Raw genomic sequence first — 22,059 nt, forward strand, 5'->3', positions numbered from 1 at the left:
GCCGCCACTGACCGATCCCACACGCCGCCGCCTGCTGCAGGGCGGTCTGGCGGCAGGCGTGGCCGCGCTGCTGCCCAGCATCGCGCGGGCGGCGGCGATCGCTCCGCATGCACGCAGCGGCAGCCTGGAGGATGTGCAGCACATCGTGGTCTTCATGCAGGAGAACCGGTCGTTCGACCACTACTTCGGCACGTTGCCCGGTGTGCGCGGGTTCGGCGACCGATTCGTCGCGCCCGCCCCGCCACTGGCGCCCGGGCAGCCGCCGCGTACGCTGTGGTTGCAGCCCAATGCGGCCGGCACGCGCGGTATAACGCCGTTCGCGCTGGACACCGCTGCGCAGTTCGGCCTGATGCGCGTGGAAGGCACGCCGCACACCTGGCCCGACGCGCAGCGCGCCTGGGACCACGGGCGCATGGCGCACTGGCCGGCCGCCAAGCAGGACCACGCGCTGGGCTACTTCCGCCGCGACGACATGCCATTCCAGTTCGCGCTGGCCGAAGCATTCACCGTGTGCGATGCCTACCACTGCGCGATGCAGGCCGGGACCAATCCCAACCGCCTGTTCCTGTGGACCGGCCACAACGACCCGCACGCCCGCGCGGGCGGCCCGGCCGTGGCCAACTCGCACGACAACTTTCCCGAGCTGGGCGGCCACCCGGCGTCGTATACCTGGACCACCTACGTCGAATGCCTGCAGCAGGCCGGCGTGCGCTGGCAGATCTACCAGGACATGGCCGACAACTTCACCGACAACCCGCTGGCCGGCTTCGCGTCGTTCCGCCAGGCATGGCGTGGCGCGCCGGGGCATGATGCGGCGCTGCGCGCGCGCGGGGTAAGCACGCGCGGGCTGGCCCAGCTGCGCGAGGACGTGCTGAAGGGGCAGCTGCCGCAGGTCAGCTTCATCATTGCCGATGCCGCCGGCAGCGAACATCCCGGCCCCTCCAGCCCTGCGCAGGGCGCGGCCTACACCGCGCGCGTGCTGGACGCGCTCACCGCCGACCCGGCGGTGTGGAGCCGCACCGCGCTGCTGCTGATGTTCGACGAGAACGACGGCTTCTTCGACCACATGCCGCCCCCGGCACCGCCGTCGCGCGATGCCTCGGTGGCCGGTGGCTGGGCCGGTGCATCGTCGGTGTCCACCGACGGCGAATACCACCAGCATCCGTCGCCGGGCAACGAGAAGGCCGATCCGCCGGACCTGCGCGGCCGCCCGTACGGGCTGGGTCCGCGGGTGCCGCTGTATGTGATCTCGCCGTGGAGCCGCGGCGGTTGGGTCGACTCGCAGGTGTACGACCACACTTCGGTGATCCGCCTGATCGAACGCCGCTTCGGCGTGGCCGCGCCGGCGCTGTCGCCGTGGCGCCGCGCGGTGTGTGGCGACCTCACCGGCGCATTCGATTTCTCGCAGCGCGACACGCGGCCCTTCGTGGTCTCGTTGCCGGCCACGGCGGCGGTGGCCGCACGCGCGGCGGCCCTGCCGGGGCGTACCGTGCCGGTGCTGCCCGAGGGCCTGCAGCCGGCGCAGCAGGAACCCGGGGTGCGCCCGGCGCGCGCGCTGCCGTATCGCCCGCAGGTCGATATCGCGCTGGACGACGACCACGTCCGCCTCGACCTGGCCTGCGATGGCGCCGCAGCGGTCCTGCACGTCTACGACCGCACGCAGCTGGGGGCGATCCCGCGCCGCTACACCCTGGCCCCGGGCATGCCGCAGCACGCGCGCTGGGTCATGGATGACCGGCGTGGCTACGACCTGTGGCTGCTCGGGCCCAACGGGTTCCACCGCCACTACCGCGGCCAGCCCGGCACGGCCGCGCCGCTGCAGGCGCGTGTCGACCGCGATGGCGACCGCCTGCAGTTGTGGCTGCACAACCCCGGCTCGGTGGCGCTGGCGGTCAGCGTGCGCCCGGGAGCCTATGTCGATGCCGCCCCGGACCGGCAGCTGCAGCTGGCGCCCGGAGCGCGCACCGCACTGCACTGGGATGCCGCCGCCAGTGGCGGCTGGTACGACCTGCACGTCGAGCAGCCCGGGGCCTCGCAGCGGCTGGCCGGGCGCGTGGAAGACGGCCGGCCGGGCAGCACCGACCCGGCCATGGGCACCGAGCCGATGCGCCTGCTGCTGGACTGAGGGCTACGCCGGCGCGTGGCGCAGGGGCGTTGTCAGGCGGGATCGCGCTCCGACCGGGCGCGTCTGCCAGCAAGGCGCGTCAGCGGCGCTGCATGGCGCCCGGTGCCTCGTCTGCTGCCGTCCAGGCGCGCAGGCCCATCACCGCCAGCCCGACGAACACCAGGTACAGCCCGGCGGTGACGTCCAGCGACTTGACCAGGTACATGCCCACATAGACCACGTCGACGATGATCCACAGCCACCACGTGGCGATATGGCGGCGTGCCTGCCACCACTGCGCCACCAGGCTCAGCGCGGCGAGCATGGCATCCAGCCAGGGCAGCGCGGCATCGGTCCAGGTGTGCATGGCGGCGCCCAGCGCGATGCCGAACACCACGCCCAGACCAAGATCGCGCAGCAGCTGCCGGCGCGGCAGCGGCGCGATCACGATCGCCCCGTCCTGCTGCGCGTGCCGGCGCCAGCTCAGCCAGCCGTACAGCAGGAAGCCGCCGAACACGACCTGCAGCAGCGTGTCCGAATACAGCCGGGCCTCGATGAACACCACCGCATACAGCGCCACCGCCACCAGTCCCACGGGCCAGGCCAGCATGTGCCGGCGCGCCATCAACCACACGCCGAGGATGCTGGCGGCCACCGCCGACCATTCGAGAAGGGCCGCGCTCATAGCCCGAACGTCACCGACAACCGGGCCTGGCGCGGCGCACCGGCAAACAGGTAGTAGTCGCCGGCGGTGCTGCCAGTATCGCGCCAGTAGAAGCGGTCGAACACGTTGTCCACCGACAGGTTCCAGGTCACCGGATGGTCGGCCAGTGCGTGCCTGAAGCGCAGACCCAGGTCGACCACGTGGTAGGCCGGTGCGCGCACGCTGCCGTCCACCGTGGCCGCGTTGGCCGAGGCGTAGCGCCAGCCGCCGGTGATCGACAGCCCGCTGGCGAACGGCAACGCGTAGTCGGCATGCACGCTGGCGCGCAGCTTGGGCACGTTGACCAGCTGGTGGCCTTCGTACAGTGCGGTGCCACTGCTGCGCGCGCGCGCCTGCAGCGCGCTGACACTGGCGTTGAGCACCAGGCCGTCGGCAACACGCCCATTGGCGGTCAGTTCCAGCCCGGTATGGGTCTGCTGTCCTTCGGCCACGAAGGTGTAGCCGGCGTCGCTGGCGTCCGGCTTGGCGTACTGGAACGGCTGCGAAGTGCGGAACAGCGCCGCGCCCAGGGTCAGTGCATCGGCGGCGGCGTACTTGACGCCCACTTCGGTCTGCCGCGACAGCACCGGCGCCAGGAACGCGCCGTCGTTGGACGTCCAGAACGGGGCTTCCTGGCCCAGCGAAATGCCGCGCACGTAGCTGGCATAGACATTCACCTGCTCGGTCGCCTTCCAGACCAGCGCGGTCTGCGGCAGGAAGCGCGACAGCGTGCTGTGGCGCTCGGGGGTGCCGCGCTTGTCGAACGCGCGCTCATCCAGGCGCACGAAGCGGCCACCGGCCAGCCACTGCCAGGCATCGCCGAACTGCATGCGGTCCATCGCGAACACGGCCGTCTGCGCGCTGTCCAGGCGGCGCACCGAGGGGCCGGGCTGCAGCGGCGACGGCGCGAACACCGGCACCTGCGCGTCGTGGATGTTGGCCGTGCCAACGTACTCGTTGACGTTGCGGCGCTTGTCGATGGTGCGCTCGAAGCGGTCCGCGCCGGCAGTGAGTTCGTGGTCGACGCGCCCGGTGCTGAAGCTGCCGCGCAGTTCGGCGCGCCCTTCCAGGTTGCGGCGGGTGTCGTCGGGGCTGCGGTAGTCGTAGATGTCGTAGTCGCCGTTGGGCGCGAAGTAGTTGCCGGGGACGCTGCCATCGGCACACTGCGCGGCGTAGTAGCAGCCGTAGGCGAAGGCCACGTTGTCATCGATCACCGACCGGCTGTAACCGGCCGACACGCGCGACTGCCACTGCGCGTTGAACTGGTAGGTGTGCAGGGCGGTGATGTTGGTGCTGTCGATGCCCACCGGCCGCTGCCACGGCTGGTAGCCCAGCATGTGCTCGCGGTCCACCCCGCGTGGTAGTTCGCGCGCGCCCAGCAGCTGGTAGCCGGAGGCCGAGCGCTGCGAGCTGGTCTGGTAGTTGGCATCCACTTCCAGCTTGCTGCGGTCGCTGATCAGCCAGTCGGTGGCCAGCGAGTAGAAGTTGCGGCGGCCGTCGGCATGTGCGATGTACGACTCGCTGCCGTCCCACGCTGCGTTCAAGCGCACGCCCAGGCGCGGGGTCAGCCAGTGGCCGACATCCACCGCGGCATAACGCGAGCCTTCCGAATCGGTGCCCAGGGTGACATTGCGGACCTCGGTCGGGCGCTTGCCGACGTAGTTGATGATGCCGCCGGGCGCCATCACGCCGGCGGCAAGGCCGGCTTCGCCCTTCAGGATCTCCACCTGCTGCACGTTCTCCAGCGCCAGCCGCTGCTCGCCGGTGGTGCTCAGGCCGTTGAAGCGGTAGCCGGTGCCGGTGTCCAGCGGGAAGCCGCGGATGGCGATGTTCTGGTAGTAGCCCACCGGGGCGTAGCTGTCGCCGAGCGAGGCGTCGTTGCGGGCCAGTTCGGACAGGCTGCGCACCTGGCGGCTGTCGAGCAGGTCGCGGTCGAGCACGGTCAACGCGGCCGGGGTGTCCTTCCAGTCGCCGCTGCCGAAACTGGTGGTCTGCACGGTGTCGGCCACCGCCTGGCGGGCCTGCACGCGGACGGCGGCAAGCTCGGTCGGGGAACGGTCGGGCGCGTCCGGGGCGGCGTCGCTGGCATGCAGCGGCAGGGCGGCGCACAGGGCGACGGTAAGCAGGGCAGGGCGATAGCAGCGGTTCATTCGATTCGTCATCAGCCAGAAGAGACGAAGCGACGGCGCGCACGCACCGACCCATCCGGTCGTTGCGCCCACTGCACAAAGCTCCCTACGCCGGTATCAACCGGATCAGGTTCCAAGGGACTCTCTCAGCCTGGCTTTGCCCAGGCACCCCCGCTTCGGTGCCCATTTCACCACAAAAGGCCCCGCCCTGCCCGCCCCGGTTCAGGCGGCGGCGTGCAGTGCCTGGAGCAGGGCCTGGCCGTGGCGGCCCTTGAACCACAGGGCATGGCCCAGCAGGAAGGTGTGGTAGGCCACATCCGCGTTGGCCGGCGAGGCGGTGATGCCGTTGAAGTACTCCACTTCGGACAGTGCAAAGTCCAGGTGCACTACCGGCAGCAGGTCGGCCAGCAACTGCATCCGCGCCGCCGACAACGGCAGCACCTGGCGGTAGCCCTCGACCAGGGCCAGCGCGATGGTGATGCGCGCCGCATCGGTCTGCTGCTCCAGCGCCAGCCAGGCAATGGCATTGCGCTCGATGGCCGTGGCCAGATCGAACAGCGCGCTGGTGGGCGAGGCCAGGCCGAAGTCGAACACGGTCTGCACCTGCGGGGCATCGCTGCCGGTGTGCCAGAGCAGGTTGGACACGTGCCAGTCGTTGTGGGCCCACAGCCGTGGCTCGGCGTGCAGGCGCCGGGCCAGGCCGGCGTGCCAGGGCAGCACCGCGCGCTGCAGGTCGTCCTGCCAGCGCTGCCGCGCGAGGTAGGCAGCCAGGCCGGGGCGCTGGGCCAGGTCGGCCTGCAGCATCGCCAGCGGGTCGGCGGCGCGGATCAGGTCGTCGCGTGCGACCAGCAGGTGGGTGCTGCGCTGGGGCGCGTGATACCCGGCCGAGGCCTGGTGCAGGGTGGCCAGCATGCGCCCGGCCTCGCGTGCGGCGGCCGGGTCGGCCAGCGGTGTCCAGGACGGCGCATCGCGGTACAGATCCTGGCCGTCGCCCACGCTGTGCAGTTCGTAGGTCCAGCCGTCGTATTCGGGGGCGGTCGCACCGTCGGCATCGCGCAGCACCTGCACCACGGGCACGCCGGCGGCCGCCAGGTGGGCGATGAAGCGGTGTTCTTCGCCCAGGGACGCAGCGTCGCGCACGCTGTGGTGGTGGCGTTTGACGAACACCCGCCCGCGGCTGCTTTCCAGGAGGGCGGCGGCCGACAGGGGGCGCGGGCTGTGCCAGGCCACGCCGACATCCGGGCCCAGCTGCGGGTAGCGCCCACGCAGCCAGGCCACGTCGCGCGCATCGATGGCCGGCCAGTCGGCAGCCACCGCGTCGTTGTCCAGGCCTTGCACGAGGTGGGCGGTGTGGGTCATCGGCGAGCAGACACAACGTGCGTCGGGGTGGGGGAAGACAGGGTAGCCGAACGCACAACGGGCGGGTCATCGACCCGCCCGTTGAAGGCGCTGCATACGGCGTTGGGGTGGTTTTACCAGCCGCGGCCGTGCTGGCGGTCCCAGTTGCGGCGATCGCGCTGTTCGCGTTCCCAGCGTCCACGGTCGTTGCGGCGGTCATAGCCACGGTCGTAGCCGTAGCGGCGGTCGTGGCGACGATCGTCATAGCGGCGGTTGTCGTAGCCACGGTCGTAACGGTGGTCGCGCTTGTCACGGGTGGTCAGGTTGCCGATGGCGCCGCCGGCCACCGCGCCGCCCACGGTGGCGGCGGTATCGCCGTTGGAGAGCAGGTGACCGGCCACGCCGCCCACCACCGCGCCGACCACGGTGCGCTTGTCCTTGCGGGACATCGCGCTGGCGTCGCCAACGGCGGCCATACCGACCGTCAGGGCCAGGGCCACGGCCAGACCACGAAGGCTGAGTGCGGAAATGTTGAGCATGTTCGGTTCTCCAGTCGGGTACAGGCCACGCTGGGGTTCCAACATTGTCGGAACATTGCCGCGCGGCCCGGGTGGGTCTGCGCATTCATCTAGCGGCAATGCGGATGAAGCGAGGCTGAAAGTGCCCGCGCCCGCTCAGGGGCCAGCAAGGTCCGGCGCGGGGTCAGATCTCGCCGTCGCGCAGGTAATCAAACAGTTCGGCATCGCCCTTCAGGCCCAGCTTGAGCATCGCATCGCCCTTCTGGCGGCTGATCGTGCTGACGCTCTTGTGCAGCTGCAGGGCGATCTCCTTCACCGTCTGGCCGCTGCCGAGCAGGCGCAGCACCTCGATCTCACGCGGCGACAGCGGTTTGGTGCCGACGTCATCGACGGTATTGGTGCCGATTGCGTCAATGCGTTCCTTCAACGTGTGGCTCACATAGGGCAAGCCGCGGTGCACGGTCTGGATCGCCAGCGGCAGCTCTTCCATCGAGGAGGTCTTGTCGACCAGTCCCAGCACGCCTGTGGCGGCCACCATGCGCAGGATGGCCAGGTTGTTGGACACGCTCAACATCAGCACCGGCAGGTCGGGAAAGCGGCGCCGGATGAAGCCGATCATGGTGAACCCGTCGGCCTGCTGGCTGCCGGGCATCGAGTAGTCTGTCACCAGCACATCGCAGGGCTGGGCGGTCAGCGCGGCCATCAATTCGTCGACGCTGCTGGCCTCGGCCACCACCACGCCCACGCCGCTGGATTCGATCACCGCCTTGGTGCCGATCCGGACCACCGGGTGGTCGTCGGCAATGATGATGCGAAGTGTCATGGGCTGGTATGGTTGCCGGGGCGGATGGCGCACGGGCTGTGCCGTGGTGGAGACATCATTCTACGGAGATGGGATTGCATGCGTACTCCGGTTGTCCGCTGGCTGCTGCTGATCGTCCTGGCCTGCGTGCCGATGCTGGCCGCAGGGGCCGATGCACCCGCCACCGGCCCGACGCTTTCGCCGCGCCAGAGTGAATGGCTTGGTCGGCACCCTACCATCATCCTTGGCCTTTACGACAGCGGCTGGCCGCCGTTCGAGTCCATTCGGGGCGGTCGGCTGGAGGGGTTGGGCTACGACTACATGACGCTGGTCGCACAACGGCTCGGCGTGCAGGTGGAGGTGCGCCGGTACAACGACTGGAGCGAAGTGCTGGACGCCGCCTGCCGCGGCGAAGTGGATGTGGTGATGAACATCACCCTCACCGCAGACCGCACGCTGTGCATGGTCTACACCCGCAGCTACGTCGATGCGCCACTGGCGGTGGTCGGCCGACTGGACGATACCCGGACCTCGACCGATCCGGACCTGCAGGGTCTGCGTGTGGTGACCGAGCGCGACTTTGTGACCAGCAGCCAGGTACGCGCCCGGTTTCCGTCGGCGCGCCAGATAGACGCAGACGATACGCTGGCCGCGCTGCGGATGGTGGACAGCGAGGATGCCGACGTTTACATCGGCAATGCCTATGTCGCCAGCGCGTTGATCCACAAGCACGGACTCGAACCTGCCACCCTGCTGCGACCGAGCGACTTGCCGCCCGAGCGGCTGCACTTCGGGGTGCCCCACGCCAAGCAGCCGCTGGCCGAGGCAATGGACAGCGTGCTTGGCCAGCTCTCCCAGGCAGAACGCGACGACCTGGCACGGCGTTGGCTGCCAACCCTGACCTGGTCCAGTCAGTCGCGGTTGATCCTGGGCAATGCGGAGAAGCGCGTGTTGGCCCGCTCGCTGCGCATGGGGTTCGCGCCCAATGCGGTCCCGTTGGCCTTCATCGATCGCGGCGGCCAGCCCAGTGGCGTGGCCGGCGACTATCTGCGCCAGTTGCGTCTGGTCGGCGCCCACCTGGTGAACGTTCCCGCCTACGACTGGTTCGAGGTGCGCGAGCAGGCACGCAAGGGCGAGGTCGACGTGATCATGGGCGTTCCCAATGATTCGGCCTATCTGGGCCGCGACTGGGTGTTCAGCCAACCCTTCATCACCGTGCCCAACGTGATCGTGGTGGGCAGCGACAGCCCGGCGGTACTGGGCCTGGATGACCTGGATGGGCGCAGCATCCTGCTGTCCGATCCGGACCGCCTGCGCGGCTATGTGCTGCAGCGTGCGCCGAACGCGCGGATCGTGCCGGCCCGCAGTGCCGAGCAGGCGCTGGCACGGCTGGCCGAAGGCGACGCCGACGCGTATGTCGGCAACCTGGCCATGGTCGACCGGCTCGTGCGCGAACGCTATCCGGCGCAGTTGCATGTCACCGCCCCGGCCGGGTTCAACGACGCGCTGTCGCTGGCGGTGCGGCGTGAATATGCGCCACTGGCGACCACCTTCGATCGCGTGCTGGTGGGCATGACGCCGCGCGAACACGAAGCGATCCGCAGCGACTGGCTTGCCGCCGAATACCGCAATGAACTGGATTGGCGGTCGATCGCGCGCTGGGCCGTGCCGCTGGCCCTGGTGTTGCTCACCGCCATCGTGGTGCACGGCTGGGGGCATTGGCGGCTGCGTCGTGAAGTGGCCATGCGGCGCAGTCTGGAGCAGCGTCTGGCCGAGGTCACCGACAACCTGCCCGCGACGGTCTACCAGGCCCGGCGTGACAGTAGCGGCCGGTTCTCCTTCCCGTATATCGCCGGTGACATGGAAGCCCTGTTCGGGCTGACTGTGGCCGACGCCATGGCCGACGAATCCCGCGTGATGGCGCAGATCGATCCGCAGGATCGGCAGCGTGTGCTGCATACCCTGGAGCAGGCCTCGCGCGACTTCGCGCCACTGGACATGGAGTTCCGTACCAGCCCCCACGGCGACGTGCGCTGGGTGCGGTCGCGCGCCTTGCCCTATGCCATCGACGATGGCGCCATGCTGTGGAGTGGCTATTGGGTCGACGTCACCGAGGCACGCGCGCAGGCCGATGCGCTGGCCGTGGCCAAGGCGGCGGCCGAGCGCGCTGCCGCCGCCAAGGCCGACTTCCTGGCCACGATGAGCCACGAGATCCGCACGCCCATGAGCGGTGTGCTGGGCATGGTGGAAGTGCTCTCGCACACGTCCCTGGATGGCGAGCAGCGGCGCATCATCGCGGTGATCGAGGACTCCGCGCAGATGCTGCGGCACATCCTCGATGACATCCTGGATTATTCGCGCATCGAAGCCGGCGGGCTGCGCCTGGAACTGCAGCCGGTGGGCCTGCGCGGGCTGCTCGACAATGTGCGCCAGCTGCTGTCGCCACAGGCATCGGCCAAGGCCTTGGCACTGCAGCTGCAGGTCGACCCGGCCGTAGCGCCCATGCACTTGGGTGACGGCATGCGGTTGCGCCAGATCGTGTTCAACCTGCTCAGCAACGCCATCAAGTTCACCGAACAGGGACGCGTGTCCATGGCCCTTGCCGTGGTGCGCGAGGAAGACGACGCGCAGTGGCTGCGCCTGGCCGTGACCGACAGCGGAATCGGCATCTCTGACGAACAGCGCGAGCGCCTGTTCAAACCCTTCGCCCAGGCCGACGCGGCCATCTCCCGCCAGTACGGCGGCACCGGGCTGGGCCTGAGCATCTGTCAGCGGCTGGTGGCGTTGATGGGCGGTCAGCTGGACCTGTCCAGCGTGCCTGGCGAAGGCACCGAGGTGGTGGTGCAGCTGCCGCTGCCGGTGGTGCCGGCCGCCGAACCGAGCGACGCAGTGACCGGCAACGACCCTGCGGCGGATGCCCTGCCGGAGACGCTGCGCCGGCGACGCATTCTGGTGGTCGAGGACCACCCCACCAACCAGGCGTTGATGCGATGGCGGCTGCAGCAGCTGGGCCTGGCCCACGAGGTGGCCATGCACGGGCAGGCCGCGCTGGACCTGCTGGAGGATGCCGCCTTCGACCTGGTGATCACCGACTGCCGGATGCCGGTGCTGGATGGCTATGCCATGACCCGGCGGCTGCGCGAACGCGAGCGCGAACGTGGCACCCCGCGCGTGCCGGTGGTGGCGCTCACCGCCAGTGCGCTGGCCGAGGACCTGCAGCGCTGCCGCGAGGCCGGCATGGACGACCTGTTGGCCAAGCCGGTGGCGCTGGCCACGCTGCGCCAGATGCTCCTGCGCTGGCTGCCGGCCGACGGTGACGCACCGGTCGACGCGACGACGGCATCGGCACTTCCCGCCCCGGTACCTGCGGCCCCCAGCCGCGAGGCGATCACCCAGCGTTTCGGCTCGGCGCACGTGGCCGACGTGATGATCCAAAGCATGCTCAGCACCACCGAGGATGACCTGCAGCGCGGCCAGCTGGCCCGCGCCCAAGGGGACAGCGCGACGGTGGGCGACGTGCTGCACCGGATCGTCGGCGGGCTGGGCACGCTGGGCGCCACCACCCTGGCCGAACAGGCACGCGCGCTGATGCGGCATGTCCAGGAGGATGGCGCGGACGCATGCACCGCACAGCTGGATGCATTCGAGCAGGACCTGCGGCGCTATCTGGCGCTGCTGCAATCGGCGTGATTGGCCGCCGCGTCGCTCAGCGCGCCTGCTGCAGGTATTCGATCACCTGCCTGCGCCGTTCCGGATCGGCGGTGGCGTTGAGCATGCGCGAACCGGGCACCACGCTGTACGGGGCGCGCAGGAACGCATCCAGGGTCGTCTCGTTCCAGGTGATGTCGGCCTGGCGCATCGCGTTGGAATAGGGGTAATCGCCCAAGCTGCCGGCACGCCGCCCGATCACCCCGTGCAGGTTGGGGCCGAACCGGTGTACGCCCCCGGGGGCGACGGTGTGGCAGCCGGCGCAGATCGCGAACGCGCGCTGCAACTGCTGCTGGTGCAGTTGTTCGGGCGTCTGCGGCGCGCGCGCGCAGGCGGCCAGCCCCAGGCAGGCAACAACAACACAGCACAGGCGCAGCAGCGGCTTCATCGGAATCGTCCGGTTGGGGCGAGCGCAGATGATAGCCAGCGCCGGCCGCGCGGCTACAGCCTGCGACGCAGGGTCGCAGGCCGGGTGCCCTACATCCCGGTGTAGTTCGGGCCGCCACCGCCCTGCGGGGTCACCCACACGATGTTCTGGGTGGGATCCTTGATGTCGCAGGTCTTGCAGTGCACGCAGTTCTGCGCGTTGATCTGCAGCTGTTCGCTGCCCTGCGCACCCACGAATTCGTAGACGCCGGCGGGGCAGTAACGCGCTTCCGGGCCGGCATATTCGGCCAGGTTGACCTGCACCGGCACGCTGGCGTCCTTCAGCGTGAGGTGGCTGGGCTGGTCTTCGGCGTGGTTGGTGCTGCTCAGGAACACCGAGCTGAGCCGGTCGAAGGTGAGCACGCCATCGGGCTTGGGATAGACGATCTTGGCGTGCTTGTCGGCCGGTTCCAGGCAGGCATGGTCCGGCGTGCTGTGGCGCAGCGTCCACGGCGGGTTGCGGATGCCCAGCTTGGGCAGCAGCCACTGTTCGATGCCGGTCATCAGCGTGGCCATGGTCTGACCCTTCTTGAACCACTGCTTGAAGTTCTTGGACTGCTTGAGCTCGTCATGCAGCCAGCTGCTCTCGAACGCGGCCGGGTAGGCGCTCAGTTCGTCGTGCTGGCGGTCGGCGGCCAGCGCATCGAAGGCGGCGTCGGCGGCCAGCATGCCGGTCTTGATCGCGGCGTGGCTGCCCTTGATCCGGCTGACGTTGAGGTAGCCGGCTTCGCAGCCGACCAGCGCGCCACCGGGGAACACCGTCTTGGGCAGCGACATCAGGCCGCCGGCGGTGATCGCGCGGGCGCCATAACCGATGCGCTTGCCGCCTTCCAGGTGCGTGCGGATCGACGGGTGGGTCTTGAAGCGCTGGAACTCCTCGAACGGGCTCAGCCACGGGTTCTTGTAATCCAGGCCGACCACGTAGCCGATCGATACCTTGCCGCCGTCGGCGTGGTACAGGAACGCGCCGCCGTAGGTGTCGTTGTCCAGGGGCCAGCCGGCGGCGTGCACCACCAGGCCCGGCTCATGCTTGGCCGGGTCGATCTGCCACAGCTCCTTGATGCCGATGCCGTAGGCCTGCGGGTCCTTGCCGGCATCGAGCTGGTAGCGGGCGATCAGCTGGCGGCCGAGATGGCCACGCGAACCTTCGGCGAAGATCGTGTACTTGGCATGCAGTTCCATGCCGCGCTCGAAGTTCGGGCCGGGCTGGCCGTTCTTCTCGATGCCCATGTCGCCGGTGGCCACGCCCATCACCGCGCCGTCGGCGGTGTACAGCACCTCGGCGGCGGGGAAGCCGGGGAAGATCGATACCTCCAGCGCCTCGGCCTGCTGGGCCAGCCAGCGGGTGACCTCGCCCAGGCTGACGATGTAGTTGCCATCGTTATGGAAGCACTCGGGCAGCAGCGCATGCGGGGTGCCGCGCGCACCGGTTTCGCTGAGGAACAGGAACTCGTCGCGGGTGACCTTCTGCTTCAGCGGTGCGCCGCGCTCGGCCCAGTCCGGGAACAGTTCGGTCAGCGCGCGCGGGTCCATGATGGCGCCGGACAGGATGTGTGCGCCCGGCTCGGAGCCCTTTTCCAGGATGCAGACGGACAGTTCGCGGCCGGCTTCGATCGCGCGCTGGCGCAGGCGGATGGCCGTGGCCAGGCCGGCAGGGCCGGCACCGACGATCACCACGTCGAACTCCATGGCTTCACGCGGGGGCAGGGCGGTGGTCTCTTCGCTCATGGGGGTGCGTAACTCTTGGGTAGTGCCGTCGGTCAAAGCCGGCGGCGGTTGCCTGGGAATCGCGCGCGGGACACGGCGCAACTACTGGATCAGATGAGCAGGGTACCGGGACGCGGCGTTTACGCCTAGATCGCCGACGTTGACGGCACGTGAGCACTTCCATCACGCACGTTGATGCTGCGGCGCACCAATGCGGGAGCTGCCACGTCGCCCGTGCTGCGCCCTGCCTTGGCCGCACGCGGCGCAGCGACCACAATGGTCCCCTGATTGATCGCCTTCACACCCGGGTAGCCATGTCACTGAATCCGTATGACCTGTTTGATGTCCGCTCCCTGCTCAGCGACGAGGAGCGCGCCGTGCAGGCCACGGTGGCGCGCTTCACCGACGAGCGCGTGCTGCCGATCATCGGTGACGCGTTCGACCAGGGGCGCTTCCCGGACGAATTGATTCCCGAGATCGCCGCGCTGGGCCTGCTCGGCTGCAGCCTGCCCGAGCAGTACGGCGGCGGTGGACTCAACGCGGTCAGCTACGGGTTGATCTGCCAGGAACTGGAACGCGGCGATTCGGGCCTGCGCAGCTTCGTGTCGGTACAGAGCTCGCTGTGCATGTACCCGATCCATGCCTACGGCAGTGAAGAACAGCGCACGCGCTGGCTGCCCGACATGGCCGCCGGCAAGGTCATCGGCTGCTTCGGGCTGACCGAAGCGCACGGCGGCTCCGACCCGGCGGCGATGAAGACGCGCGCGGTGCGCGACGGCGGCGACTGGCTGGTCAATGGCAGCAAGATGTGGATCACCAGCGGCCCGGTGGCCGACATCGCCATCGTCTGGGCACACACCGAGGACGGCATCCAGGGCTTCGTGCTGGAAAAGGGCATGGCCGGCTTCACCACGCAGGAAATCAAGCACAAGATGAGCCTGCGCGCCTCGCTCACCGGCGCGCTGTTCTTCGACAACGTGCGCGTGCCCGAGCGCAACCGCCTGCCCAACGTGCAGGGCCTGAAAGGCCCGCTGGGCTGCTTGAACCAAGCCCGTTACGGCATCAGCTGGGGCCCGATCGGCGCGGCGGTGGCCTGCCTGGACGAAGCACTGAACTACACCAAGCAGCGCGTGCTGTTCGGCCGGCCGGTGGCGGCCACGCAGAGCGCGCAGATCAAGCTGGCCGACATGGCCCGGCGCATCACCACCGCGCAGCTGCTGGCCCTGCAGCTGGGTCGGTTGAAGGACGCCGGCAAGCTGCAGCCGCAGCAGGTCAGCCTGGCCAAGTGGAACAACTGCCGCATGGCCATCGACATCGCCCGCGAATGCCGCGACCTGCTGGGCGGCGCGGGTATCACCACCGAGCACATGGCGATCCGCCACGCGTTGAACCTGGAATCGGTGATCACTTACGAGGGCACCGAAACCGTGCACCAGCTGGTGATCGGGCGGGAGCTGACGGGCATCAACGCGTTCTAAGGGTGTCGGCGGTGTCGGGAGCCGGCCAGCGGCCGGCACTACCGTTGAAGGGGTCACCTGACCAACGGTCAGGTGCTACCAGTGGGCGATGCTGATGTTCAACTCGGTCGATGCGGACCACCACGTGCCGCTGTAGGTGCCGACCGTTGATCGGTACCGCAGCAGGTGCGGCCGCCGGCAATCCCTTTGTTCCATAAGCACCGGGAACGTGTCAGGCGCTGGGGAGGGTAGGTTGGCGGGACCGTTGGGCGCCATGGATGGCGCCCACGAGCCCCCAAGGATGGGTTTACGGCGTGTCCCGCCAACCGACCCTCCCCAGCGCAGCCGAGAAGCAACCGGCGTGCGGCTTTGCGCTCCGGCTTTGCAGCTTCTGACAGCTCTTATTCCCCGCCGGCAAACCCGTTCTGCCGCCAGGCCTCGTACATCACCACGGCGACCGTGTTGGACAGGTTGAGGCTGCGGTTGTCCGGCTGCATCGGCAGGCGCAGGCGTCGGCCATCGGGGAGCGCGTCGAGCAGGTCCTGGGGCAGCCCGCGGGTTTCCGGGCCGAACAGGAAGGCATCGCCATCGTCGAACTGCGGGGTGTCGTAACGCACGCTGCCGCGGGTACTCAGGGCAAACAGACGCTTGGGTGCAATGGCCTGCAGGGCGGTGTCCAGGTCGGGATGGACCTGCAGTCGAGCGTATTCGTGATAGTCCAGGCCGGCGCGCTTGAGCTGCTTGTCGCTCAGGTCGAAACCGAGCGGCTCGATCAGGTGCAGCCGCGCGCCGGTGTTGGCGCAGAGGCGGATCACATTGCCGGTGTTCGGCGGAATTTCGGGTTGGAACAGGATGACGTGGAACGTGGGCGCGGTCATGGCCGCAGTTTACGCGGCGGCTGCGTGTTACCGCAGCAACCGGTTACGGACGGACCAGCACCTGGGCAGCGGTTTCCAGCGCCAGGGCCTGCAGATCGGCAGACGACGGGCGCACCTGCAGGGCCGGCAGGTTGACGATCACGTCGCGGGCAACGGCGGTGGCGGCGGCGGTCAGCGTGGCCACGTAATCGCGATGGGTCACCTGCTCGGCGGCCAGGGCCTGGTACTGCTCGGCGGTCGGGCGCACTTCGACGGCGGCCAGGGTGGTCACGCGGCGGCTGTCGGCCAGCTCGGCGCGGTAGTCGGCGATCAGGCCGGCGGTCGGGCGGACTTCCACCAGGGCCAGGGTCGGGATGGCGCTGCTGCGTTCCACTGCGGCCTGGGCGATCTGGTCGGCCGACGGGCGCACCTGCACGGTGTCCAGGGTGGTGATGGTGGCGGCCTGCACGTTTGAAGCAAACGCGGTGCCGGCGGCGAGGGCGATGGCGATGGCGATGGTCTTGGTGTTCATGGCGAGGCCTGTTTAGTGTTGGTGGTCAGTGGTGTGGTAGTAAGGTAGTACACCGATTCGGGGCTTGCAAGAACAATTTCAAGGTTTTCGTTTTTGTTCAGCTGGCAGTCATGTTGGTTCTGCTCCTGCGTTTGCCACAGCCAGTACCAAGCAGGCACCGTGCCAACTTTTTCGCATTGATTCGTAAGGTTTTTTTGCCGAGAACGGGGTGTCCGCTGTCCGGACACCTGTCCGCTGACACGGCGCAGGTGTTCGCGCCATGGCGTACAGGTCGCCCGGATCGACCGTTGCCCCGGCCGCCTGCCCGCCACTGCCCCCGCAGGCGCAATGACTGTTGGCCGATGCCGCAGGCGCCCGCCACGCGCTAGGATCGGCCCTTCACCTTCATGACCAAGGAACCGGGATGACCGTCCACTTTCGACCGCGTGCCGCGCTGCTGGCTGTAGCGCTCTCCGCCGCCCTGGGCAGCGTCATGCCGGCGCCCGCATTGGCCCGGCCCGCCGCGCCGGCCAAGGTCGACATTCCGTTCGAGCAGTTCACCCTTCCCAATGGCCTGCGCGTGGTGGTGCACACCGACCGCAAGGCGCCGATCGTGGCGGTCAACGTCTCGTACCACGTCGGCAGCAAGGACGAACCGGCCGGTCGCACCGGCTTTGCGCACCTGTTTGAACACCTGATGTTCCAGGGCAGCGAAAACCACGACGGCGAGTACTTCGAGCCGTTCAAGCAGGTCGGCGTGACCGGCCAGAACGGCACCACCAATACCGACCGCACCAACTACTTCGAGAACGTGCCCACCACCGCGCTGGACATGGCGCTGTGGATGGAGTCCGACCGCATGGGCCACCTGGTCGGCGCAATCGACCAGGCCGCACTCGACGAACAGCGCGGCGTGGTCCAGAACGAGAAGCGCCAGGGCGAGAACCAGCCCTATGGCCAGGTGTGGGACAAGCTGACCCGCGCCATGTACCCGGCGGGCCACCCGTACCACCACGGCGTGATCGGCTCGATGAACGACCTCAACGCCGCCTCGCTGGATGACGTCAAAACCTGGTTCCGCACCTGGTACGGCCCCAACAACGCGGTACTGGTGCTGGCCGGTGACATCGACCTGGCCACCGCCAAGGAAAAGGTCGCCCGCTACTTCGGTGACATCCCGGCCGGTCCGACCATGGCCCAGCCCAAGGTGGACGTGGCCAGGCGCGAGAAGAGCACCCGTGAGGTGATGACCGACAAGGTGCCGCAGGCGCGCATCTACCGCGCCTGGAACGTGGCCGAGGTCGGCACCACCGACATCGACCAGCTGCAGCTGTTTGCCCAGGTACTGGGCGGGGCCAAGTCCTCGCGCCTGGACCAGCGCCTGCTGCACCAGGACAAGCTGGTGGACAACATCAGCGCCGGCGCCTACAGCTCGCAGCTGGGCTCCAACTTCGTGGTGATGGCCACCGTCAAGCAGGGCGTGGACCCGGCCAAGGTGGAGGCGATCATCGATGAAGAGATCAAGCGCCTGGCCAAGGACGGTCCCACTGCCGACGAACTGAGCCGCGGCAAGACCGCCTTCCGCGCCGGCTTCATCCGCGGCATCGAGCGCATCGGCGGGTTCGGCGGCAAGGCCGACGCGCTGGCCGAGTGCACCGTGTTCGAAGGCGACCCGGGCTGCTTCCGCCGGTCGCTGGCCACCATCGATGCCGCCAGCGCCGCCGACGTGCGCGCCGTGGGGGCCAAGTGGCTGGGCGTGGGCGACCACACCATCGTGGTGGAACCGGGCGCGCGCGTGGCGCTGGCCGAACTGCCGTCGCAGTCGCCCAAGCCGTTCACCGTGCCCGCCGTGGATGCCAAGTACACCACCCTGCCCAAGCAGGTGGACCGCAGCACCGGCGTACCGCAGACCAGGACCTTCCCGGAGCTGAAGTTCCCGCAGCTGCACCGCGCCACGCTGAAGAACGGCACCCAGGTGATCCTGGCCGAGCGCCACGACATTCCGGTGGTGCAGTTCAGCTATGAATTCCCCGGTGGCTTCACCGCCGACCAGGGCCGCAAGCAGGGCACCGCCAACTTCACCATGGACCTGATGGGCGAAGGTGCCGGCAAGCTCGGCGCGTTGCCGTTCGCCAACGCTGCCGACGCACTGGGCGCCACCCTGGGCGCCTCGGCGTCGCTGGACAGTGCCAGCGTCTACCTGTCGGCCTTGAAGGAAAACCTGGCGCCCTCGCTGGCCCTGTATGCCGACATGCTGCGCCAGCCGCGTTTCGAGCAGGGCGAGATCGACCGGGTCAAGGCGACCTGGATCGCCGGCATCCAGCAGGAGAAGGTCAACCCCAGCGCAGCCGCGATGCGGGTCATGCCGGCCCTGCTGTACGGCGCCGGGCATCCGTATGCCATTCCGTTCACCGGCAGCGGCAACGAGGCGGACATCCAGTCGCTGACCCGCGAGGACCTGGTGGCCTTCCATCGCGACGCACTGCGCCCGGAGCAGGGCACCCTGATCGTGGTGGGTGACACCACCCTGAAGGACATCGTGCCGCTGCTGGAGCGCCAGTTCGGCGACTGGAAGAGCACCGGCACCGCGCCGCAGGTCAAGGCACCGGCCGACGTGCCCCGTCCCACCCACGCCCGCGTGTACCTGATCGACCAGCCCGGCGCGGTGCAGGCCAACCTGTTCGCCAGCCAGCTGGTGCCCTCGGCGATGGACCCGGGCAGCACCCGCTTCGACATCGCCAACGGCGTGCTCGGCGGCGACTTCACCTCGCGCCTGAACATGAACCTGCGCGAGGAAAAGCACTGGTCCTACGGTGCGGGCAGCAGCGCGCCGGCCACGCTGGGCCAGCGTCCGTGGGGCGCGCGTGCACCGGTGCAGATCGACAAGACCGCCGAGTCGATGCAGGAAATGCAGAAGGACATCCGCGACTTCGCCAGCGGTGCCAAGCCGGCCACGGCGGCGGAAGTGGCGCGCATCCGCAACATCCAGACGCTCAGCCTGCCCGGTGCCTACGAGACCGCCAGCGCGGTGCTCGGGACCATCAGCGGCATCGTGCGTTACCAGCGCCCGGACGACTACGTGTTCAAGCGCAAGGCCGAGATCGAGGCGATGACCCCGGCACAGGTGCAGCAGGCGGCCGCCACGCTGGACCCCAACACCCTCACCTGGGTGGTGGTCGGCGACCTGAAGCAGACCGAGAAGGAAGTCCGGGCGCTGAACATCGGCGAGGTCCACGTGATCGACGCCGACGGCAAACCAGTAGCGCCGGCCGCTGGCCGGCAACCCCGTTGATCTGCCGATGGGGTGCCGGGCCACCGCCCGGTACCCCATCACCCCCGATTCAGCCGTTTCCCGCACACTCCTTTCTCGTCGCCCAGCCAGGTTCCCCACATGCGCGTTCTTCTGCTTTCCCTGCTCACCCTCAGCGCCACTGCCTGCACCTGGGTGCCGATCGAACCGGTGGGCAAGACCGTGCGCGTGCTGCCGGCCGGGCAGGTGCCCAGCGGCTGCCAGACCAAGGGCGAGGTGGTGGTGACGGTCAAGAGCAAGGTGGGCTTCTACAACCGCAACCCCTTGCGCGTGCAGGAAGAACTGGAAACCCTGGCACGCAATGAAGCGCCCAGCGCCGGGGCCAATGCCGTCCAGGCGGCCGGCCAGCCGACCGACGGCAGCCAGCGCTTCCTGGCCTTCCAGTGCCCGCCGCGCTGAACCCTTCAGGGCGCCCGGCCGCACCATACGCCCGGGCGTGAATTCGTAAAGGTGCGGTGAAGGCAACGCCGGCTTACAATAGCGCCCCCTTTGCCTGAGCCTTGGCGCTAACTGATGCTCTTCAAGAATGTCTCTATCGCCGGCCTGGCGCACATCGACGCGCCGCACACGCTGACGTCCAAGGAAATCAACGAACGTCTGCAGCCGACGCTGGATCGTCTGGGCATCCGTACCGACGTGCTCGGCGACATCGCCGGCATCCACGCCCGCCGCCTGTGGGACGCGGACATGCTCGCCTCCGACGCGGCCACCCTGGCGGCCCGCAAGGCGCTGGAAGACGCCGGCATCGGCGCCGACAAGATCGGCCTGCTGGTCAACACCTCGGTGAGCCGCGACTACCTGGAGCCGTCCACGGCCAGCATCGTCTCGGGCAACCTGGGCGTGGGCGACGAATGCATGACCTTCGACGTCGCCAATGCCTGCCTGGCCTTCATCAACGGCATGGACATCGCTGCGCGCATGCTTGAGCGCGGTGAGATCGACTACGCCCTGATCGTCGATGGCGAAACCGCCAACCTGGTCTACGAGAAGACCCTCGAGCGCATGGCCCTGCCGGGCGTGACCGCCGACGACTTCCGCAACGAGATGGCCGCCCTGACCCTGGGCTGCGGAGCCGCGGCCATGGTGATGGCGCGTACCGAACTGGTGCCCGATGCGCCGCGTTACCGCGGTGGCGTGACCCGCTCGGCCACCGAGTGGAACCAGCTCTGCCGCGGCAACCTGGACCGCATGGTCACCGACACCCGCATGCTGCTGATCGAAGGCATCAAGCTGGCGCAGAAGACCTTCGTGGCCGCGCGCGAAGCGCTGGGCTGGGCGGTGGACGAACTGGACCAGTTCGTCATCCACCAGGTCAGCCAGCCGCACACCGCCGCGTTCATCAAGAACTTCGGCATCGACCCGAAGAAGGTCATGACCATCTTCGGCGAGCACGGCAACATCGGTCCGGCTTCGGTGCCGATCGTGCTGAGCAAGCTCAAGGAGCTGGGCCGCCTGAAGAAGGGCGACCGCATCGCGCTGCTGGGCATCGGTTCGGGCCTGAACTGCTCGATGGCCGAAGTGGTCTGGTAAGCAGACCGCTGCGTTGATTCCAAGGGCCGGTACTACCGGCCCTTTTTACAGGTGCGATCCGATGTCCAAGCTTCCCGGTTACCCCGCCCACCCGCAGCGCTTCGAGGTCCGCCCTGGCCTGTCGATGAACTATCTCGACGAAGGCCCACGCGATGGCGAGGTGGTGGTGATGGTCCACGGCAACCCGTCGTGGAGCTATTACTGGCGCACGCTGGTGGCCGGGCTCTCGGATGAATATCGCTGCATCGTGCCCGACCACATCGGCATGGGCCTGTCGGACAAGCCCGATGACGCGCACTACGACTACACGCTGCAGTCGCGCGTGGACGACCTGGACGCGCTGCTGCGGCACCTGGGCATCACCGGCCCGGTCACCCTGGCCGTGCACGACTGGGGCGGCATGATCGGCTTCGGCTGGGCGCTGTCGCACCATGCGCAGGTGAAGCGGCTGGTGGTGCTCAACACCGCCGCGTTCCCGATGCCGGCGGCCAAGAAGATGCCGTGGCAGATCGCGCTGGGCCGGCACTGGACGGTGGGCGAGTGGATCATCCGCACGTTCAACGCGTTCTCCTCCGGCGCCTCCTGGCTGGGTGTGGAACGCAAGATGCCGGCCGACGTGCGCCGTGCCTACGTGTCGCCGTACAACAGCTACGCCAACCGCATCAGCACCATCCGCTTCATGCAGGACATCCCGCTGTCGCCGGCCGACAAGGCCTGGTCGCTGCTGGAGCGCGCCGGTCAGGCGCTGCCGTCGTTCGCCGACCGTCCGGCCTTCATCGGCTGGGGCCTGCGCGACTTCGTGTTCGACCACCATTTCCTGGCCGGCTTCCAGGCCGCGCTGCCGCGGGCCCAGGTGCATGCCTTCGAGGATGCCGGGCACTACGTGCTGGAAGACAAGCACGAGGTGCTGGTGCCGAAGATCCGGGCGTTCCTGGACGCCAACCCGATCTGACCGGGGG

General features: G+C 68.8%; 16 protein-coding genes and 1 riboswitch. Of the genes, 7 read left to right on the forward strand and 9 right to left on the reverse strand.

Annotated elements, in window-relative coordinates; genetic code table 11:
- Positions 1–7 precede the first annotated feature (7 nt).
- Positions 8–2,125, forward strand: coding sequence for a phospholipase C, phosphocholine-specific (locus tag GQ674_RS20495; protein WP_159499617.1), 2,118 nt, complete (start codon positions 8–10; stop codon positions 2,123–2,125).
- A gap of 79 nt (positions 2,126–2,204) precedes the next feature.
- Here the strand turns inward: GQ674_RS20495 and pnuC are convergent, their stop codons facing one another.
- The 5 genes from pnuC to GQ674_RS20520 form a co-directional block, all read right to left on the reverse strand.
- Complete coding sequence (pnuC, locus tag GQ674_RS20500) at positions 2,205–2,789, reverse strand: nicotinamide riboside transporter PnuC (RefSeq protein ID WP_159498843.1); 585 nt, start codon at positions 2,787–2,789, stop codon at positions 2,205–2,207.
- Complete coding sequence (locus GQ674_RS20505) at positions 2,786–4,957, reverse strand: TonB-dependent siderophore receptor (protein WP_159498845.1); 2,172 nt, start codon at positions 4,955–4,957, stop codon at positions 2,786–2,788. Before GQ674_RS20505 ends, pnuC begins: the two co-directional genes overlap by 4 nt.
- Before the next feature lie 65 nt (positions 4,958–5,022).
- A riboswitch (TPP riboswitch) is annotated at positions 5,023–5,119 on the reverse strand.
- A 39-nt stretch (positions 5,120–5,158) separates the two neighbouring features.
- Positions 5,159–6,295 (reverse strand): phosphotransferase, encoded by a 1,137-nt coding sequence (locus GQ674_RS20510; protein WP_159498847.1) that lies wholly within the window; start codon positions 6,293–6,295, stop codon positions 5,159–5,161.
- Positions 6,296–6,408: 113 nt separating this feature from the next.
- Positions 6,409–6,813, reverse strand: coding sequence for a glycine zipper 2TM domain-containing protein (locus GQ674_RS20515; RefSeq protein ID WP_159498849.1), 405 nt, complete (start codon positions 6,811–6,813; stop codon positions 6,409–6,411).
- A gap of 163 nt (positions 6,814–6,976) precedes the next feature.
- Positions 6,977–7,615 carry a response regulator gene (locus tag GQ674_RS20520; protein ID WP_159498851.1) on the reverse strand — a complete coding sequence of 213 codons (639 nt, stop codon included), beginning with the start codon at positions 7,613–7,615 and terminating at the stop codon, positions 6,977–6,979.
- A gap of 78 nt (positions 7,616–7,693) precedes the next feature.
- On the opposite strand from GQ674_RS20520, the gene GQ674_RS20525 reads away from it, so the two are divergent.
- A complete protein-coding gene (locus GQ674_RS20525; RefSeq protein WP_159498853.1) occupies positions 7,694–11,284 on the forward strand; it encodes a transporter substrate-binding domain-containing protein in 3,591 nt (1,196 codons plus the stop codon).
- Positions 11,285–11,300: 16 nt separating this feature from the next.
- Here the strand turns inward: GQ674_RS20525 and GQ674_RS20530 are convergent, their stop codons facing one another.
- Positions 11,301–11,690, reverse strand: coding sequence for a c-type cytochrome (locus tag GQ674_RS20530; protein ID WP_159498855.1), 390 nt, complete (start codon positions 11,688–11,690; stop codon positions 11,301–11,303).
- Between the two features lie 89 nt (positions 11,691–11,779).
- Positions 11,780–13,456 (reverse strand): electron transfer flavoprotein-ubiquinone oxidoreductase, encoded by a 1,677-nt coding sequence (locus GQ674_RS20535; protein ID WP_159498857.1) that lies wholly within the window; start codon positions 13,454–13,456, stop codon positions 11,780–11,782.
- Between the two features lie 293 nt (positions 13,457–13,749).
- Between GQ674_RS20535 and GQ674_RS20540 the strand changes: the two genes are divergently transcribed.
- Positions 13,750–14,913 (forward strand): acyl-CoA dehydrogenase family protein, encoded by a 1,164-nt coding sequence (locus tag GQ674_RS20540; protein ID WP_159498859.1) that lies wholly within the window; start codon positions 13,750–13,752, stop codon positions 14,911–14,913.
- Between the two features lie 380 nt (positions 14,914–15,293).
- On the opposite strand, the gene trmL is transcribed toward GQ674_RS20540, so the two are convergent.
- Both trmL and GQ674_RS20550 read right to left on the reverse strand, forming a co-directional pair.
- Positions 15,294–15,770, reverse strand: coding sequence for a tRNA (uridine(34)/cytosine(34)/5-carboxymethylaminomethyluridine(34)-2'-O)-methyltransferase TrmL (gene trmL / locus GQ674_RS20545; RefSeq protein WP_159498861.1), 477 nt, complete (start codon positions 15,768–15,770; stop codon positions 15,294–15,296).
- A gap of 43 nt (positions 15,771–15,813) precedes the next feature.
- Entirely contained in the window at positions 15,814–16,281 is a 468-nt protein-coding gene (locus GQ674_RS20550; RefSeq protein ID WP_159498863.1) for a hypothetical protein, read from the reverse strand.
- Between the two features lie 403 nt (positions 16,282–16,684).
- Here GQ674_RS20550 and GQ674_RS20555 point away from each other — a divergent pair, with 403 nt between their 5' ends.
- From GQ674_RS20555 to GQ674_RS20570, 4 genes are all read left to right on the forward strand, one after another.
- Complete coding sequence (locus tag GQ674_RS20555) at positions 16,685–19,552, forward strand: pitrilysin family protein (protein ID WP_159498865.1); 2,868 nt, start codon at positions 16,685–16,687, stop codon at positions 19,550–19,552.
- Positions 19,553–19,651: 99 nt separating this feature from the next.
- Complete coding sequence (locus GQ674_RS20560; RefSeq protein WP_128096979.1) at positions 19,652–19,969, forward strand: DUF4156 domain-containing protein; 318 nt, start codon at positions 19,652–19,654, stop codon at positions 19,967–19,969.
- 114 nt (positions 19,970–20,083) lie between these two features.
- Entirely contained in the window at positions 20,084–21,100 is a 1,017-nt protein-coding gene (locus GQ674_RS20565; RefSeq protein ID WP_038691210.1) for a 3-oxoacyl-ACP synthase III, read from the forward strand.
- Between the two features lie 61 nt (positions 21,101–21,161).
- On the forward strand, positions 21,162–22,052 hold the full coding sequence (locus GQ674_RS20570) for an alpha/beta fold hydrolase (protein ID WP_159498867.1): 891 nt from the start codon (positions 21,162–21,164) through the stop codon (positions 22,050–22,052).
- The last annotated feature ends 7 nt before the right edge of the window (positions 22,053–22,059 follow it).

The sequence above is a fragment of the Stenotrophomonas sp. 364 genome (assembly GCF_009832905.1).
In the GTDB taxonomy this organism is placed as follows: Bacteria; Pseudomonadota; Gammaproteobacteria; order Xanthomonadales; family Xanthomonadaceae; genus Stenotrophomonas; species Stenotrophomonas maltophilia_AP.